Origin of the sequence: Oceanicaulis sp. UBA6590, from assembly GCF_002433705.1 — a bacterium.
GTDB lineage: Bacteria > Pseudomonadota > Alphaproteobacteria > Caulobacterales > Maricaulaceae > Oceanicaulis.
In genome coordinates this window covers 1-13258 of sequence record NZ_DJIQ01000007.1, presented here as the reverse complement: position 1 = coordinate 13258, position 13258 = coordinate 1, and the positions used below count along the sequence as shown (strand labels likewise).

At 65.6% G+C, this 13258-nt stretch carries 20 protein-coding genes and 1 pseudogene; 12 read left to right on the top strand and 9 right to left on the bottom strand.

What is annotated here, in order from left to right; genetic code table 11:
* The 8 genes and pseudogenes from B2Z70_RS02175 to B2Z70_RS02140 form a co-directional block, all read right to left on the bottom strand.
* A pseudogene (locus B2Z70_RS02175) lies at positions 1 to 523 on the bottom strand (hypothetical protein); the annotation flags it as partial.
* The gene (locus B2Z70_RS02170) at positions 520 to 897 is read right to left on the bottom strand and encodes a hypothetical protein (protein WP_292980463.1); all 378 of its coding nucleotides are present in this window, start codon (positions 895 to 897) and stop codon (positions 520 to 522) included. The pseudogene B2Z70_RS02175 and the gene B2Z70_RS02170, both read right to left, overlap by 4 nt.
* Positions 891 to 1292 carry a hypothetical protein gene (locus B2Z70_RS02165; protein WP_292980460.1) on the bottom strand — a complete coding sequence of 134 codons (402 nt, stop codon included), beginning with the start codon at positions 1290 to 1292 and terminating at the stop codon, positions 891 to 893. Before B2Z70_RS02165 ends, B2Z70_RS02170 begins: the two co-directional genes overlap by 7 nt.
* Complete coding sequence (locus tag B2Z70_RS02160; RefSeq protein WP_292980457.1) at positions 1285 to 2046, bottom strand: hypothetical protein; 762 nt, start codon at positions 2044 to 2046, stop codon at positions 1285 to 1287. The genes B2Z70_RS02165 and B2Z70_RS02160 overlap by 8 nt, the downstream gene beginning before the upstream one ends.
* Complete coding sequence (locus B2Z70_RS02155) at positions 2030 to 2761, bottom strand: hypothetical protein (protein WP_292980454.1); 732 nt, start codon at positions 2759 to 2761, stop codon at positions 2030 to 2032. Before B2Z70_RS02155 ends, B2Z70_RS02160 begins: the two co-directional genes overlap by 17 nt.
* A 103-nt stretch (positions 2762 to 2864) precedes the next feature.
* The gene (locus B2Z70_RS02150) at positions 2865 to 3158 is read right to left on the bottom strand and encodes a DUF4031 domain-containing protein (protein WP_292980451.1); all 294 of its coding nucleotides are present in this window, start codon (positions 3156 to 3158) and stop codon (positions 2865 to 2867) included.
* Positions 3158 to 3658 (bottom strand): hypothetical protein, encoded by a 501-nt coding sequence (locus B2Z70_RS02145; RefSeq protein WP_292980448.1) that lies wholly within the window; start codon positions 3656 to 3658, stop codon positions 3158 to 3160. The genes B2Z70_RS02150 and B2Z70_RS02145 overlap by 1 nt, the downstream gene beginning before the upstream one ends.
* On the bottom strand, positions 3655 to 3900 hold the full coding sequence (locus tag B2Z70_RS02140) for a hypothetical protein (protein WP_292980445.1): 246 nt from the start codon (positions 3898 to 3900) through the stop codon (positions 3655 to 3657). The genes B2Z70_RS02145 and B2Z70_RS02140 overlap by 4 nt, the downstream gene beginning before the upstream one ends.
* A 74-nt stretch (positions 3901 to 3974) precedes the next feature.
* On the opposite strand from B2Z70_RS02140, the gene B2Z70_RS02135 reads away from it, so the two are divergent.
* The gene (locus B2Z70_RS02135) at positions 3975 to 4817 is read left to right on the top strand and encodes an XRE family transcriptional regulator (RefSeq protein ID WP_292980442.1); all 843 of its coding nucleotides are present in this window, start codon (positions 3975 to 3977) and stop codon (positions 4815 to 4817) included.
* On the opposite strand, the gene B2Z70_RS02130 is transcribed toward B2Z70_RS02135, so the two are convergent.
* Positions 4814 to 5179, bottom strand: a complete 366-nt coding sequence (locus B2Z70_RS02130) for a hypothetical protein (RefSeq protein ID WP_292980439.1) — start codon at positions 5177 to 5179, stop codon at positions 4814 to 4816. The genes B2Z70_RS02135 and B2Z70_RS02130 overlap by 4 nt on opposite strands.
* Before the next feature lie 165 nt (positions 5180 to 5344).
* On the opposite strand from B2Z70_RS02130, the gene B2Z70_RS02125 reads away from it, so the two are divergent.
* The 11 genes from B2Z70_RS02125 to B2Z70_RS02075 all read left to right on the top strand — a co-directional run.
* Positions 5345 to 5641 (top strand): hypothetical protein, encoded by a 297-nt coding sequence (locus B2Z70_RS02125; protein WP_292980436.1) that lies wholly within the window; start codon positions 5345 to 5347, stop codon positions 5639 to 5641.
* Positions 5641 to 6975 (top strand): DNA polymerase III subunit beta, encoded by a 1335-nt coding sequence (locus B2Z70_RS02120; protein ID WP_292980433.1) that lies wholly within the window; start codon positions 5641 to 5643, stop codon positions 6973 to 6975. The genes B2Z70_RS02125 and B2Z70_RS02120 overlap by 1 nt, the downstream gene beginning before the upstream one ends.
* A complete protein-coding gene (locus tag B2Z70_RS02115; RefSeq protein ID WP_292980430.1) occupies positions 6972 to 7388 on the top strand; it encodes a hypothetical protein in 417 nt (138 codons plus the stop codon). Before B2Z70_RS02120 ends, B2Z70_RS02115 begins: the two co-directional genes overlap by 4 nt.
* Positions 7385 to 7891 (top strand): LexA family protein, encoded by a 507-nt coding sequence (locus B2Z70_RS02110; protein WP_292980427.1) that lies wholly within the window; start codon positions 7385 to 7387, stop codon positions 7889 to 7891. Before B2Z70_RS02115 ends, B2Z70_RS02110 begins: the two co-directional genes overlap by 4 nt.
* Positions 7888 to 8325: a hypothetical protein gene (locus B2Z70_RS02105; RefSeq protein ID WP_292980424.1), complete on the top strand. Its 438-nt coding sequence runs from the start codon at positions 7888 to 7890 to the stop codon at positions 8323 to 8325. Before B2Z70_RS02110 ends, B2Z70_RS02105 begins: the two co-directional genes overlap by 4 nt.
* Positions 8322 to 10367 carry a DNA cytosine methyltransferase gene (locus tag B2Z70_RS02100; RefSeq protein WP_292980421.1) on the top strand — a complete coding sequence of 682 codons (2046 nt, stop codon included), beginning with the start codon at positions 8322 to 8324 and terminating at the stop codon, positions 10365 to 10367. The genes B2Z70_RS02105 and B2Z70_RS02100 overlap by 4 nt, the downstream gene beginning before the upstream one ends.
* Positions 10364 to 10567: a hypothetical protein gene (locus B2Z70_RS02095; protein WP_292980418.1), complete on the top strand. Its 204-nt coding sequence runs from the start codon at positions 10364 to 10366 to the stop codon at positions 10565 to 10567. The genes B2Z70_RS02100 and B2Z70_RS02095 overlap by 4 nt, the downstream gene beginning before the upstream one ends.
* A gap of 10 nt (positions 10568 to 10577) precedes the next feature.
* Positions 10578 to 11147 (top strand): DUF4326 domain-containing protein, encoded by a 570-nt coding sequence (locus tag B2Z70_RS02090; protein WP_292980415.1) that lies wholly within the window; start codon positions 10578 to 10580, stop codon positions 11145 to 11147.
* Positions 11148 to 11149: 2 nt separating this feature from the next.
* Positions 11150 to 11359, top strand: a complete 210-nt coding sequence (locus B2Z70_RS02085; RefSeq protein ID WP_292980412.1) for a hypothetical protein — start codon at positions 11150 to 11152, stop codon at positions 11357 to 11359.
* On the top strand, positions 11356 to 11631 hold the full coding sequence (locus tag B2Z70_RS02080) for a hypothetical protein (RefSeq protein WP_292980409.1): 276 nt from the start codon (positions 11356 to 11358) through the stop codon (positions 11629 to 11631). The genes B2Z70_RS02085 and B2Z70_RS02080 overlap by 4 nt, the downstream gene beginning before the upstream one ends.
* On the top strand, positions 11628 to 13258 hold a 1631-nt coding region (locus B2Z70_RS02075; protein ID WP_292980406.1), incomplete at its 3' end, for a recombinase family protein. The genes B2Z70_RS02080 and B2Z70_RS02075, both read left to right, overlap by 4 nt.

Sequence of the window (13258 nt, the reverse complement as noted above, 5' to 3'; positions counted from 1 at the left end):
AGCGATGCAGCACCTCCACCCACTGGCGCGACAGGTGCGCGGGGGCCACGACCACGGCGGGCAGATTGCCCTCGCGCAGCATGGCCGCACCGGCGGTATAGGTCTTGCCCGCCCCGACCCGGTCCGCAACCAGAAGCCCCTCGAACCGCTGCAGGATCTCCACATTGCGCGCCTGCCCGTCCCGCACGGCCTGACCGGGCCTTAGCCCTGCGAACGCAGGCGGCGTCCAGTTCGGCGACAGAATCCGGCCGGCCTCGGCTCGATCCGCCTTCAGCATCGCCACACCGGTCTCAAGGGCGCGCGCTACGCCGTCGCCCAGATCCATGGGATAGCGCCGCAAAAACCAGTCGAGATCTGCGCACGTCATCTTGTCGGAAGGAAAGCGAAATGGCCCCCGGCTCGCCTTGTGCAGCGCTGGAAACACCGCCTTCAGTCGGATCATCACATGGGCGGGCGCATCCGACAGCACAAAGCCCGACCCCTCGGCGTTCATCTCGATCCGGCCATAGGCGCGCGCCGTCATAGCAGCACCTCGCCCAGGCTGATCTCATCCACACCAATGCCCGCCAGCTGGCGTGGCAGGCCGAGCGCCGTGGCGGTCAGGACAAACAGATGATCCAGCACCCCGGTCTGCGCATAGCGCTCGACCTGACGCAACACGGCCCGCTTGGCGCGCGTCCGGGTCTTCACTTCCAGTCCGAACACCCAATCGCGCCCGATGAAGGCGAAGTCGATGATCGAACCCGGCCCGATGCGGTATTCGCGCACCACGTCACAGGACAGGCTCACCTGCGCCTCGAATTCGGGCAGCAACACCTCCTGCAAGCGCTTTTCATCTTCCAGAGGCAGGGCCGTCGCCTTCATCAGCGCCGCCCGGATATGCGCGGCGGTCAACATGCGCTGCCCCCGCTCCAGTCCGGGATCCATCCCCGGGCGGCGAACAGCAGGGTCACGGCCTTGCGGGCCTGATCGGGGTTGGTGAAGCCCACCCCCAGCCCGCCGGCCATAACCCAATCGAGCGGCCCGCCGACAAAACCGCAGCCGCGCATGGGCTCGCCCGGACAGACATATTTGCGGACCTCGGTCGCGCGCACGCTGCGCACGCCGCCGCCTTCACACCCGCAGCACGGGCAGACGGTCACGTCCGGCGGCTCCACGCCCAGATCCCGCGCCTGCGCCCGCAGCGCGATGAACAGCGCGTCAAAGCTCACATAGCGTTGCACCGTCGCCCGGCGGCTTGTCGCGTCGAGATCCGTGACGGCTTCAACCGTCATCATGCCCGCGCTACGCATGCGCCCCTCCCGCGGGTTCAAACCCGGCCAAAGTCGCCGCCTGGGCAGGCGTCAGGCGGTTCACACCTAACGGGTCCAGCTCCCGCGCCAGTGAATGCGGGCATCGCACCCCGGCCTCCGCCAGCGTTCGGGCGCGGTCGCGCAACACCTGCAGGCGACGGGCATGGATCGCCCCATCCGCAATGGGCGGGCCGCTGGCCTCGGCGCGGCGGTCCCGGTCGTATCGCATCACCACGTCATGCTTGGGCGCGATGCGCTTGACCATGGCCAGAACATCCCCCGCCGCGACCTTGTATTCACGCGCAACGGTATCCAGCCTGCGACACTCACGCGGATGGCACAGATCCAGCGCCGCCCGGGCGGCGGGCGTGTCGGGCAAGGGGTCACCGACCGGACCGAGGCGAAGGCTAAAGGCCCGCTTGATCAGAAGCTCGCGGCGCCAGTGCAGGGCCAGGCCGACCGATCGCACACAGGCGCCCGGGGCAGACCACAAGCTCCGCAACCGCGCCTCATCTTCATCACTCATTCGGGGGGCTCCGCCCTGCCCCCGGCTATGGCGATAGATCTCCAGCACATCCGACAGGGGGGCGGGCTCGGTCACCGGGGTCATGAAATGATTGCTGCAGAACGCCTCGACCATGGAGCGCGTGACCCCCAGAATGCGGGCCGTCTCGGCAGACGACGCCCGCTCTGACACCCGCAAATGGTACAACCGCCGCACCCTGTCTTCGGTCCAATCAGTGTGACGAGCCATTGCGCGCCTCCGTGTCTGCGGCGGGCGCATCCTGCTCTCGCAGGTTGGCAAGTCGGGCGCGGCCCGCCTCGGTGATGGTGTGAAACAGGCACCGCCGCGATCGGCGGATTTCGATCAGCCCCTCCGCTTCCAGACGGTCGCGGACCGGTGCGAAGAACTTTTCAGAGGTCGCCAGGGCGCGCCGCAGATCGCTAGTCATCAAGGCCCGCTGGTCCAGCCGCTCCAGCATGTCACGGGCGAGCGCTGCATCAGAACGGCGACGGGGCAGGCCGGGCCTGTCCACAGGCGGACCAAAGGAAACGCTCTCGACTTCCCCCGTCATGGCCCGGCGGACAAAGGCCCGCGTGTCAGGATCGAGCTTCCAGCCCATCGCCTGGACGGTCTCGATGCGAATGCCGAACGGCCCAAGACGATCCCGGATCTCGCTCATGTACACGTCTAGGGATTGCTGGCTCGGCTCGCGACCGCCTGGCCAGTTGTCGATCAGCAAGGCGCGCGTCACCAACGCCCGGCTTCCAAGGTGGCGAACGATGTGTGCCAGACCCGGACGCAGCTTCCATGCGGCAGGACCTGTCGCCGCCGCATCCTCTTCAAACCGCCTCTCGGACTCGAAATAGGCCAGTCGTTCCCGCGCTTCATCGAGCTCGCGTTGCAGGCGGTCATACTCCGACCGCTGCACAAAGCCGCGCGGGGCATGGGCCAGGGCGGCGCTCATGACAGCACCAGAACGATCAGGGCGATGCCAAGCGCCAGCGCCGCAACACAGCGCCAGCCGCGTGGCGTCAGCGGGATCAGGGGGCGAGAAGGGCGGCGGTTCATCAATACCTCCCCCTCGGCGTTTTCAGGGCTTCTTGCAGTGTCATCCGGCGGGCGACCGTGACGATCTCCCGCGTGCTGACCTCTTGCGCGTCCAGCTCATCCACCGCGCGACGACGGCGCGACAGGCTGATGTCGTAATGATTGAAACGGCTGGCTGGCGGGCCTTGAAACCACGCGCGCTTCAGGCCCAGCCGGTCCGCCGCTGCGTGCAATTCCTCAAGGCTGTCCGCCGTCATATGGCACATCTTCATGCGCCCCAGCGGGTGTCGGGGATCATCCACATAAAGCGCCATCACCGCCCTGCCCCCGGCTCGAGCAGGCCCTGCGCGATCGCGCGCACCTGGGCGGCGGCTTCCACCGCCTCATCCAGACTGGTGATCAGGCCGGGCAGGTCATCGCCCGCATCAAGCCGCCCATTGTCTTCAAGGGCCTCGCCCGCCTTGCCGATGGCCTCGCCCAGCTCCTTGAACAGGGCGGCGAGCGCTTGCGACCCTTCCGCCGCCGGGTCAATCGCGGGCAGCGGGATCACCGTGCAATGCAGCAGCGTCGCCATGGCGCGCAGATGTACCGGCTCATCCAGAAACCGGTCGAACTCGACGGCGCGATCAATCGGCAGGCAATGATCCGCCGCCCCGGTCTGATGCCCGCTCAGACACCGGCTCAACGTCCCGGCGTCATAGCCAGACACGTCGGCGAACTCTTTCCGGGTCGCGCCGTGGCGCTTCAGCGCCAGTTTCGCAGCACGCCGCAGCGCGCTCCGCTCCCCGGCAGTGGTGATGCGGTCCGCGCTCATCGTGCGACCCTTTTCTGTCCGGATTGATCGCCAATTTGCGGGCCGAGAATTGAATCGCGCGCCGTCGCGGTTCCCGCGACGCTGGGGCCATGACCTGCACACGCCCTCTCACCCGCGCCGATATCGCCCGTCTCGCCCGTCGCCTCGGCCTGCGCCCCGATCCCGTCCGCGACCGGGCTGTCGCCCGCCATCTCCGCGTCGAGCGCGTCGAGCGCGGTTTCGATGGCGGCAAGGTTCTGCAAGGTCCGCGACGTCCAGCCCGGCTCCTGCATCTTGCGAAGGGTCGACTCCCCGACGCCAGACAGGCGCGACAATCGTGAGCGCGAAGGCCCTGCGGACTGAAGCCGGTGATGAACAGCCGAAACGGCGCTCTCAATTCGGGAAGTCTGAGGCACAGGACACGCTCCGCTTAACCAGAAATCGGAGCGGAGGATTCGCATTTTTTTGCGAATTGTCAACCGATGCTTCGCAAAACGTTGCGAGCGCATCGCGTGATTTTGCGTGGTACCGAGACACCAAGATGCTCGATTCAGATGAGAAACGCGAAGCGGTCAGGCGCTTTATGGACACCCGTGGGCTCAGTGTTTCCGGCTGGGCCAAAGCCGCCGACATCCCTGAATCAACCTTGCGTATGTACCTGAAGGGCGTCAGCCGGAACATGCGCAGCGACACCGAGCGAAAGCTCGCCGCCGCCGTCGGCGTGACCGTCGACGCGCTCTATGGCCTTGATTATGGCGCGCCTCTTGCGAGACGACTTGTGTGGGTCAAGGGGTATCTGGGCGCAGGCAATGCGGTCCAGCTATTTGAGGCAATGGGCGAAAACGAAGGTTTCTATCAGGTACAGCACCCCTCGGTCGTCACCGATGACGTCGAGCTCTTCGCCATGGAGATCCGGGGCGGCTCCATGTATCCATGGAAGAATGGCGATGTGGTGTTTTGCGAGAAGCGGGATCATATCGACCTGCAAGCCATCATTGGCGAAACCTGCATGGTCGAGCTGGAAGATGGCGGCATGCTGCTCAAGGACGTAGAGCACGGTTATGAGCCCGGCACCTTCAACCTGATCAGCTGGGACGGCTCGCCCATGATGCAGAACATGCGCATACGCCGCGCCATGCCTGTGATCGCCACCGTCAAGAAGAACAAGGTGAAACTCTAGCTTTCGCTATCAATGCGGTTGACCGGCTGGTCATGATTGACTTCGCGGGACAGTGCCGTGACAGGCTTGGGCGCCAACTTGTTCAACATGATACCAGCCGCCACCCATACAGAACCAGCCACCAGGCAGGCCGCGCCCCCTATGGCGTGCAGGGTCTTCAGCTGCATCAATTCGTAATTGACTGTCTGTGAATAGGCGACGCTCGCCGGGGCGGCATAGGCCACACCCAGCCAGATAATACCACCAACCATAACCAGGGCGCCCATGGGAATCAGCGGACCACTACTGTCACTCTGCATGTGAAATTCCCCTTTTGAGTGTGCCAATTCGCTCCAGTGTAGATTTTCGGCACGCTCACGCATTCGCATTTTTTTGCGATTTGTATTGACGTTCGCATTTTTTTGCGAAATGCTCCCCCTCGTCTCGGGGCCCTCCCCTCACTCCCCGGGGCATAGCCATGGGGCGGAGCGCGATCCCACCTCGCGCTCCGCCCGCAGGCCGGGACAGAGGGACACGGGAGCCAACCCATGACGCATCAGGTCGTAACGCTGCCGCGCGCAGCGAATGAGAACGCATGTCCGCCGCCCAGCCTTCCGGGCGAAGCGATCCGCGAGGGCCAATGGGGCCGCGTGGTCGAGGTCGACGGCGTAAAACTGGGCGATCTAGTCGCCTTCACCAGCGGCGGACGCACGCGTCGCGGCTATGTGCTGCGCTTCACAACCCGCCCGGGCGAACCCGCCCGCGCGCGCCTCATGGTCGCGCCCGGCTATGTGGATGGCGGCGCTTACGTCACCCACCCCGTCAGCAAGCTGGAGGCGGTGTGATGGAGACGCTGTTCACAACCCCCTTGCCGCCCTTGGCCAGCGCCTTCCGCAAGATCACCACGCATCACGCGCGCGGCTTTGCTCCCATTTTGCAGACCGTTCTGATGACCGTCGAACCGGGCAAGGCGACGCTGACCTACTCAGATACGGACACCGAGATCAGCTACACGCTGGCCGCAACAACCAGCCAAACCCTGACGACACTGCTACCCCTTCATGCCGTGCGCCAGTTACTCGACACGCTCTCAGGCGGCGAGCTGCGCCAACCTGATGATGTCCACTTCAGCATCTGTACGGTCGATAACCAGTTCATAGCCGACCAGATCGAGATCAGCTGTTGCGGTCTCACGGCGCGGTTCACCCCACTGGATCAGGCGCCAGAAGACTATCCGCGTATCGACTTCCCTGATGATCGCTCACCCCTGCCGCTCAACGGCATTGATTTGGGCGCGAGCCTGCGGCGCGTTCATCGCTGCATCAGCCGGGAAGAGGCCCGCTATTATCTCAACGGCGTCCACTTCTCCGTGGACGGAGGTCAGTTGGATATTGTCGCCACCGATGGCCATAAGCTCGCCCTCGCCCACCATAACGTCGAGACCGGCTGGGACCATGCCCTGAACCGTGAAGTCGAAGGCGCGGTGAATCCAACCGGGTTTACGCTGACCAGAGACGCCGTGAAGGCTCTACTTGGTCTGATCCAGCCCGGCGAGCGGCTCGACCTGCAACTCGATGCAAGACGCACCCTGGTCCGTATCCAAGGCGTGAACTGGGCGCTGACCAGCAAGCTCATCGACGGCCACTATCCAGATTATCGCCGCGTCTTTCCTGACATTGATCCGGGCACGACACCTTGGGCCCAGGTCAGGGCCGGCGATCTGGCGGACGCCATTCGCCAACTCGCCCTCGCGATCCTCAGTGAACAAGCCTCTCCAGATGAAGAGGATTGGCTTGATGACGACTGGGAAGGCGCTGAACAGCTGCTGAATACGCCGACAGGCCCTCGGGTCTGGGAATCCCGCCTGCTTGTCATCAGCCATCACCCCAAGGGCCTGCTATGTGCAATGAAGGGTCCGCTCGGCGGGCATGTCACGGTCGCGGCGAACATCAGCGCTGAGCGCATCATTGCGGGCAAAAGCGATGCGAACTTCGAAGTGCGGCTGAACTGCCGATTTGCCTGTGATGTGGCGGAGGGCTTTGACCCGAGCGACACGCTTCTGATCCAGGGGGCGGTCATGGGTAAGGACAATCCCGTCAATACGACGCATTGGTCAGTGCCCGGCCAGACAGGCCCGGTCGGCCTCCTGACTGAGGTTCGGAAGGGGGCTTCATCATGAGCGCACCCCGCCCCCCTCAAATCATCCCGGACTCCGAGCTAGCGACGCTGACCCTCATATCGACCAGCCCGCCCTGCGAGATCATCGCCCAGCCCGATGACGGCGCCAGCCCGCGCCGTCTCACCATAGATCAGCTCGCCGCGCTGGCGCGCTGCATCCGCGATCCCAAGTTCGCGGCGCAGGGCGGCATCGGCACAGGCAATAAGCTGGTCCTGCCCAATCACAAGACCGGGCCGGGGCCGGAGATCTCTGCGCTGGTTCGCGCCGGACTGATGAAGTGCGTCGGCACCATCGATGACGGCGCCTCGGTCCAGTATTACGCCACACCAGCCGGCGAGCGCACCCTGCGCGCCTGGCGCGCGGCGGCGGCGTCGGGCCGGGTGGATGACAGCCTGCTCGGGGGTGCGTCATGAGCACTGCGCCCTTCGCCCTCACCCCGCGCCAGCGCGAGGTGCTGGACGTCCTGATCAGGGTCCATGACGCCACCGGCATTACACCCAGTTTTCAGGAGATCGCGGACGAGATCGGCCTCGGATCGAAAAGCGGCGTCGCTCGCATCATCGACGCGCTCGAACAGCGCGGCTGGATTCAACGCCTGCCCAACTTCGCCCGCGCCATCCGCATCCTGCGCCGCCCCGAGGAGATCGAGGCGAACTGGCTGATCTGGTCCGTGGTCAACGGGTCATGGTGGCGCGCTAATCAGGCGGGCTATACCCGCGTGCTGGCCGAGGCCGGGCGCTATACGCGCCACACTGCCCTGAGCATCAGCGGGCGAGCCCGCGATGGCTGGGACGGGGCAGCTGCCCCGACCGAGCTGCCCGTCCGTCTTGAGGACGTGATGGCGGCTGCGGCGATGGGCGCAGAGATCACGTCCGCCATTAACGCGCACGCTGCAGATCAGCGGGGGCGCGCATGAGCCCTACCGTAAACCGCACCCTGAAGGACGCCGGGTTTGACCATATCGACCACGCGCTTGGTCGCCCGGTCGATCCCATGGCGGACACCTATCGGGACTATTACGCCCTAAATGCTGACAGCTCACGAGTGTCCGAGTTCGACGCCTCCCCTCATTGGGAAAGAGGTTCGAAGGGCGGCGGCGTCGTCATGTTTCATGTCACGGATGCTGGACGGAAGGCGCTCGCAGAACACCTCAAGACCATCGCCGATCCCTGGCGCCTGTATGCCGTGACCTTCGAGGGCTTCATCACCCACGTGTCCGGCAAGTCCCACAGTTGCGCCAAGTACAGCCATTATCTGGACATCGCTGACGCGCTGTCTGACCTCACCTTCGGCGAGTACCTCAAAGGCGCGCGCTGCAGGCTGGTTGCCTCCACGGGAGCCGCCACATGACCCACCACACCCGCGAGATCATCGCCGACTGTTTCGCAGGCGCGGGCGGCGCCAGCATAGGCATCTTTCTGGCGCTCGGGCGTCATCCGGACGTGGCGATCAATCACGACCCTGACGCCATCCGCATGCATGGGGTAAACCATCCGGACACCTATCATTTCAATTCCAATATCTGGAATGTGGATCCCGATGATGTGGTGCGGCGCTTCGGCCCGGTCGGCCTGCTCTGGGCCAGCCCGGACTGCAAGCACTTCTCCAAGGCCAAGGGCGGACGCCCGGTCAAACGCAATATCCGCGATCTGGCCTGGACCGTAGTCCTCTGGGCAAGGCGCGCGCGCCCCCGGGTGATCATCCTCGAGAATGTCGAGGAGTTCCGCCATTGGGGGCCGGTCAGCGCGGATGGCAAGCCCTGCCCCGAACGGCGCGGCCAGACCTTTGACCAATGGGCGGGCCAGCTGCGACGGCTCGGTTACAAGCTCGAACACCGCGAGCTGCGCGCCTGCGACTATGGCGCGCCCACCATCCGCAAGCGCCTGTTCGTGATCGCCCGCCGCGACGGCGAGCCCATTGTCTGGCCCGAGCCGACCCATGGCGCGCCCGACGATCCTGATGTGATCGCGGGCCGCAAACAGCCCTGGCGCACCGCCGCCTCGATCATCGACTGGTCCCTGCCCCTGCCCTCGATCTTCCTGACGAAGGAACAGGCGCAGGACTATTACAAGCGCACGGGCGTGCGTCTGGTCCGCCCTCTGGCGGAAAAGACCGAGGCCCGCATCGCCCGCGGCGTGAAACGCTATGTCATCGACGCCGCCGAGCCCTTCATCGTCACGCTCAATCATGGCGGCGACCATCAACGCGGCTGGGCGCTTGGCGAACCCTTTCGCACGGTCACCGCTGCGCGCGACGCCCATGCCCTGATCACCCCCTATGTCAGCTACGCCCAGCAAGGCGGCGGCAATCGCAGCGCAACCGATCCGCTGCACACCATCTGCGCCAGCACGAAGGATCAGAATGTCATCATCGCCCCGACGGTGATGAAGTTTCGGGCCGACAGCCTCGGCTGCAAGATCGACGCGCCCCTGCCCACCGTCACAGCCAACAGCCATATCAAGCGCCCCGGCGGCGCGGCGCCTCTGGGCGTGGCGGCGGCGTATCTGATCCCTCACCCCGCCGGAAAGCCGAACCGCTATGGATGCGGGGAATGCGGCGCGGTCTTTCATGACAAGCACGCCTCCGAGGCGGGCGGGCTCGCGCCCGCCGAATGCCCGGCCTGCGGCGAGGAAGACAATGTCACCTTCCTGTACAAACACCCCGCCGAGCCAGACGCCGTGCAGGTCGCTTACGCCGCGCCGCACATCATGACCATGCGCAATGCCGGCAAGCCCTATACCGCCGCAAACGAGCCGACCCACACGGTGACGGCCGGCGGGGCCGGGCTCAGCGTGGTCGCTGCCTTCATGGCCCAGCACAATGGCGGCGCGAACATGGACAGCCATGCAGGGCGGGCCGTGACCCTGCCCCTCAGCACGCTCACCACCACGGCCAGCCAGCAGGCAATTGTCGGAACCTTCATGCTCACCATGAAGGGCAGCGACCGGCGCATGCGCGCCATCACCGATCCCGCCAGCACGCTCACCGCCCAGGGCGGCAACCTCTCCATGGTCGCCGCCTTAATGGGCAAATACTACGGCACGGGTGATGGTCAGGCGCTGACGGAGCCCTGTCACACCGTCACCACGCGCGACCGGTTCGGGCTGATCACTTGCACGATCCACGGCCAGCCCATGGCCATCCATGATATCGGCATGCGCATGCTCACCCCGCGCGAGCTCTATCGCGCCCAGGGCTTCCCCGACAGCTATCAGATCGATCACGACGCCGAGGGCGTGCGCTTCACCAAATCGGTCCAGGTGCGCAGCGCGGGAAACTCGGTCTGCCCGCCACTCGCCGAGGCGCTGGTCCGCGCCAATGTCGAACTGCGCGACCTCACCCCATCCACCCCCGAACTGGAGGGGCCGCTGTTCGCGGTCGCTGCGGAATGAGCAAACCAGATCACCCGCTGCTGGATCCGGCAGTGAAGGCCACACGCGCCTTGAACACCCTGTCATCCGGACGGCTCGATCCCGAGATCATCATCCTCGATAAGCAGACTCTGTCCCTGGTCTCGGAGATCGACGGCGTCGACTACATCCTCACCATGATGCGCGTCCCGAAACAGCGCCCGCGTCCATCTGAAAACTAAGGGTGACGCTATGCCCCGCTGGACCCGCAAACACTTCATCCGTCCCGATGACCTCGCCATCGCCGAGGCACACGCAATGGCTGATCATGGCCTCGGCGCGGTCAGCTTTGACGGCACCGATGACGCTCCGGTCTGGACGCCCGCCCCGACCATCGAGGGCCATGGCGGCAGCCCTGTGCGCCTCAAGCTGTGTCGCACGAAGGGCTGGAACCTGCAGGCGGCGAGCCAGGCGCTCAATGGTCGCGCTGCCCGCGCCGTCACCCGCCCCGGCCCGTTTGGGAATCCATTCGCCAAACGTGATGAGGCCGCACAATACTTCATCATCAACGAGATCAAGTTCGAGGCATGGGTCAAAGGCGACACCCAGCTAGAGGGTAACGCCCTGCTGGTTGACGCCTTTGCGCGATGGATCATGGAAACCACCGACGGATGGACTTTTGCCAACCGCGTCCGCGCCGAACTGCCCGGCCTGAACCTCGCCTGCTTCTGCCCGTCACACCTGCCCTGTCATGCGGACGTGTTGCTCGCCATCGCCAATGGCCGGGACATACGCACGGCCCTGCCCTGGCGGACGGCCTGATCATGAGCCGCGCCCCGATCCCCCCCGACAGCCGCCGCCGCACGCCCGTGCGGGCGTCGGCGCGTGCGCGGGAGACGGGCGCCCCGCTCAACCCACCCTTGTCAGACGCCGAGAAGCGGATGATCATCGCCCTGTTCGAGGGACTGGCCGAGGCCGATCACAACGCCAGCCAGCGCCCTCGAGCAGCAGGACAGACCAGGGGCACATCATGACGATAGCAGATTTGCTCTCGCAGCAGATTGGCGCACAGGCGGCGCAGGTCAGGGACTTTCTGCAGCCCTATAAGGACGCCGCCGCCATCCGCGCGATTGACCAGCTCGACGGCGATGCGACTCAGGGCCATGTCTATCAAGGGCCGAACAGCCTCACTTTCAGCGACCCGTCCGGGCGCGTGCTCAGCTGTGTCCGCTGGCGCATCGAGACCCGGTGGAATGGCCTCACGCACACGGCCCGCGTCGAGGCCGAAACGGACGTCCTCTCATGACGCCCGCCCTCTATGCCCGCTATTCCAGTGATCTGCAGCGCGACCAGTCCATCGAGGACCAGTTGCGGCTCGCGCGCCGGGCGCTTGATCAGGCGGGCCTCGCCAGCGCCCATGCGCTGGTCTTTTCAGACGCCGCCATTTCGGGCGCCGCGACGGGCAACCGCCCCGGCCTGACCGGCCTCCGCCAGGCCATCGCCAGTCGTCAGATCAGCGCCGTCGCTGTGGAATCACTCGACCGGCTTAGCCGGGACCAGGCCGACCTCGCCCTCATCGCGCGCGAGATGCGCGCCGCTGGCGTGCGGCTGATCACGTCCGATGCGGGCGAGATCAGCGATGACGCCGCCGGCATCATGCAGATCGGCATGCGCGGCATGATCGGCCAGATCTATCTCAAGGATCTCGCGAACAAGACCCGGCGCGGGCTCGAAGGCGTCGTCGCCGAGGGACGCCATACCGGCGCTCCGCCCTATGGCTATCAGAAGAAGCCGGGCGGCGAGCCCGGCGAGCTGGTGATCGACGCCGAGGAAGCCGCGATAGTGCGCCAGATCTGCGAGGACTTTGTCGCCGGGCTATCGCCCCAGGCCATTGCGGCCGCACTCAACGCAGCGGGCGTGCCCGGCCCGTCCGGGCGACTCTGGCAAACCTCCACGATCTTCGGCCAGCCCAAGCGCCTCAACGGCATCTTGTGGAATCCCATGTATCGCGGCGAGCAGATCTGGAACCGCCAGCGCAAGGTGAAAGATCCCGTCAGCGGCAAGGCCCGCATGGTCGCCAATCCCGAGAGCGACTGGGTCCGCCGACCGGCGGAGAACTGGCGAATCCTGCCCGAAGATCTCTGCGACGCGATCGACAGAGCCAAAGCGAAGCGCCAGATCAGCCAGTCGCCCAAAGCCCCGCGCCCCAAGCGCGCCCTGTCCGGCCTGCTCAAGTGCGGCGGCTGCGGCGGTTCGCTGGTGATCGCCGGGGCCAACCCGCCCCGCTATGCGTGCAGCACGCGCAAGGACAAGGGCGAGGCCGCATGTGCGGGCATTGGCCACGTCAAGGCGCCCGAGATTGAAGAACGCGTGCTGAGCGCGACTAGAACCCGCCTGCTCAGTCCCGAGGCGATCCGGCTGGGCATGGAAGCCTATCGCCGCAAACGGCGCGAACTGGCGAGCACGGGCGCTCAGGAGCGCATCGACCTCACAAAAAAGATCAATGCGCTGCGCGCGCAGGAAGAACGGCTGGTTGACGCCTTCGCCCAGGGACAGGCGCCCGAGACGGCCCTTGCCCGCGTCAGCCAGCTCGAGGCCGACCGCAAGGCGCTGGAGGCGCGGCTGCACGCGCTCGAGGATGACAGCCCGGTGACCGAGCTCCACCCCTCAGCCCCCGCCCGGTACGCCACACTGGTCGAACGCCTGCAGGCGCTGATCGCTGCAGACGACGCCGCCCTGAAAGACGCGATCAGCGACCGCACCCGCGCGGAACTGATGGACGCCCTGCGCGACCTGATCAAATCGGTAAGCGTGTCCAGAAACAAAAAAAGCGGCGAGGTCGACCTCCAGGTGGAGGGTGACCTCGCCGCTCTTCTTAACTTCAGCTCTCAGAGTCAGAGAGTAGTGGGTGCGGGGGTAGGATTTGAACCTAC

What these genes read in the sequence shown, in the direction of transcription:
- B2Z70_RS02120 (WP_292980433.1), top strand. Translation starts at nt 5,641, where the DNA reads ATGGAGACGCTGTTCACAACCCCCTTGCCGCCCTTGGCCAGCGCCTTC.
- B2Z70_RS02145 (WP_292980448.1), bottom strand. Translation starts at nt 3,658, where the DNA reads ATGAGCGCGGACCGCATCACCACTGCCGGGGAGCGGAGCGCGCTGCGG.
- B2Z70_RS02085 (WP_292980412.1), top strand. Translation starts at nt 11,150, where the DNA reads ATGAGCCGCGCCCCGATCCCCCCCGACAGCCGCCGCCGCACGCCCGTG.
- B2Z70_RS02115 (WP_292980430.1), top strand. Translation starts at nt 6,972, where the DNA reads ATGAGCGCACCCCGCCCCCCTCAAATCATCCCGGACTCCGAGCTAGCG.
- B2Z70_RS02130 (WP_292980439.1), bottom strand. Translation starts at nt 5,179, where the DNA reads ATGCGTGAGCGTGCCGAAAATCTACACTGGAGCGAATTGGCACACTCA.
- B2Z70_RS02165 (WP_292980460.1), bottom strand. Translation starts at nt 1,292, where the DNA reads ATGCGTAGCGCGGGCATGATGACGGTTGAAGCCGTCACGGATCTCGAC.
- B2Z70_RS02110 (WP_292980427.1), top strand. Translation starts at nt 7,385, where the DNA reads ATGAGCACTGCGCCCTTCGCCCTCACCCCGCGCCAGCGCGAGGTGCTG.
- B2Z70_RS02155 (WP_292980454.1), bottom strand. Translation starts at nt 2,761, where the DNA reads ATGAGCGCCGCCCTGGCCCATGCCCCGCGCGGCTTTGTGCAGCGGTCG.
- B2Z70_RS02160 (WP_292980457.1), bottom strand. Translation starts at nt 2,046, where the DNA reads ATGGCTCGTCACACTGATTGGACCGAAGACAGGGTGCGGCGGTTGTAC.
- B2Z70_RS02170 (WP_292980463.1), bottom strand. Translation starts at nt 897, where the DNA reads ATGTTGACCGCCGCGCATATCCGGGCGGCGCTGATGAAGGCGACGGCC.
- B2Z70_RS02100 (WP_292980421.1), top strand. Translation starts at nt 8,322, where the DNA reads ATGACCCACCACACCCGCGAGATCATCGCCGACTGTTTCGCAGGCGCG.
- B2Z70_RS02105 (WP_292980424.1), top strand. Translation starts at nt 7,888, where the DNA reads ATGAGCCCTACCGTAAACCGCACCCTGAAGGACGCCGGGTTTGACCAT.
- B2Z70_RS02150 (WP_292980451.1), bottom strand. Translation starts at nt 3,158, where the DNA reads ATGGCGCTTTATGTGGATGATCCCCGACACCCGCTGGGGCGCATGAAG.
- B2Z70_RS02080 (WP_292980409.1), top strand. Translation starts at nt 11,356, where the DNA reads ATGACGATAGCAGATTTGCTCTCGCAGCAGATTGGCGCACAGGCGGCG.
- B2Z70_RS02090 (WP_292980415.1), top strand. Translation starts at nt 10,578, where the DNA reads ATGCCCCGCTGGACCCGCAAACACTTCATCCGTCCCGATGACCTCGCC.
- B2Z70_RS02125 (WP_292980436.1), top strand. Translation starts at nt 5,345, where the DNA reads ATGACGCATCAGGTCGTAACGCTGCCGCGCGCAGCGAATGAGAACGCA.
- B2Z70_RS02095 (WP_292980418.1), top strand. Translation starts at nt 10,364, where the DNA reads ATGAGCAAACCAGATCACCCGCTGCTGGATCCGGCAGTGAAGGCCACA.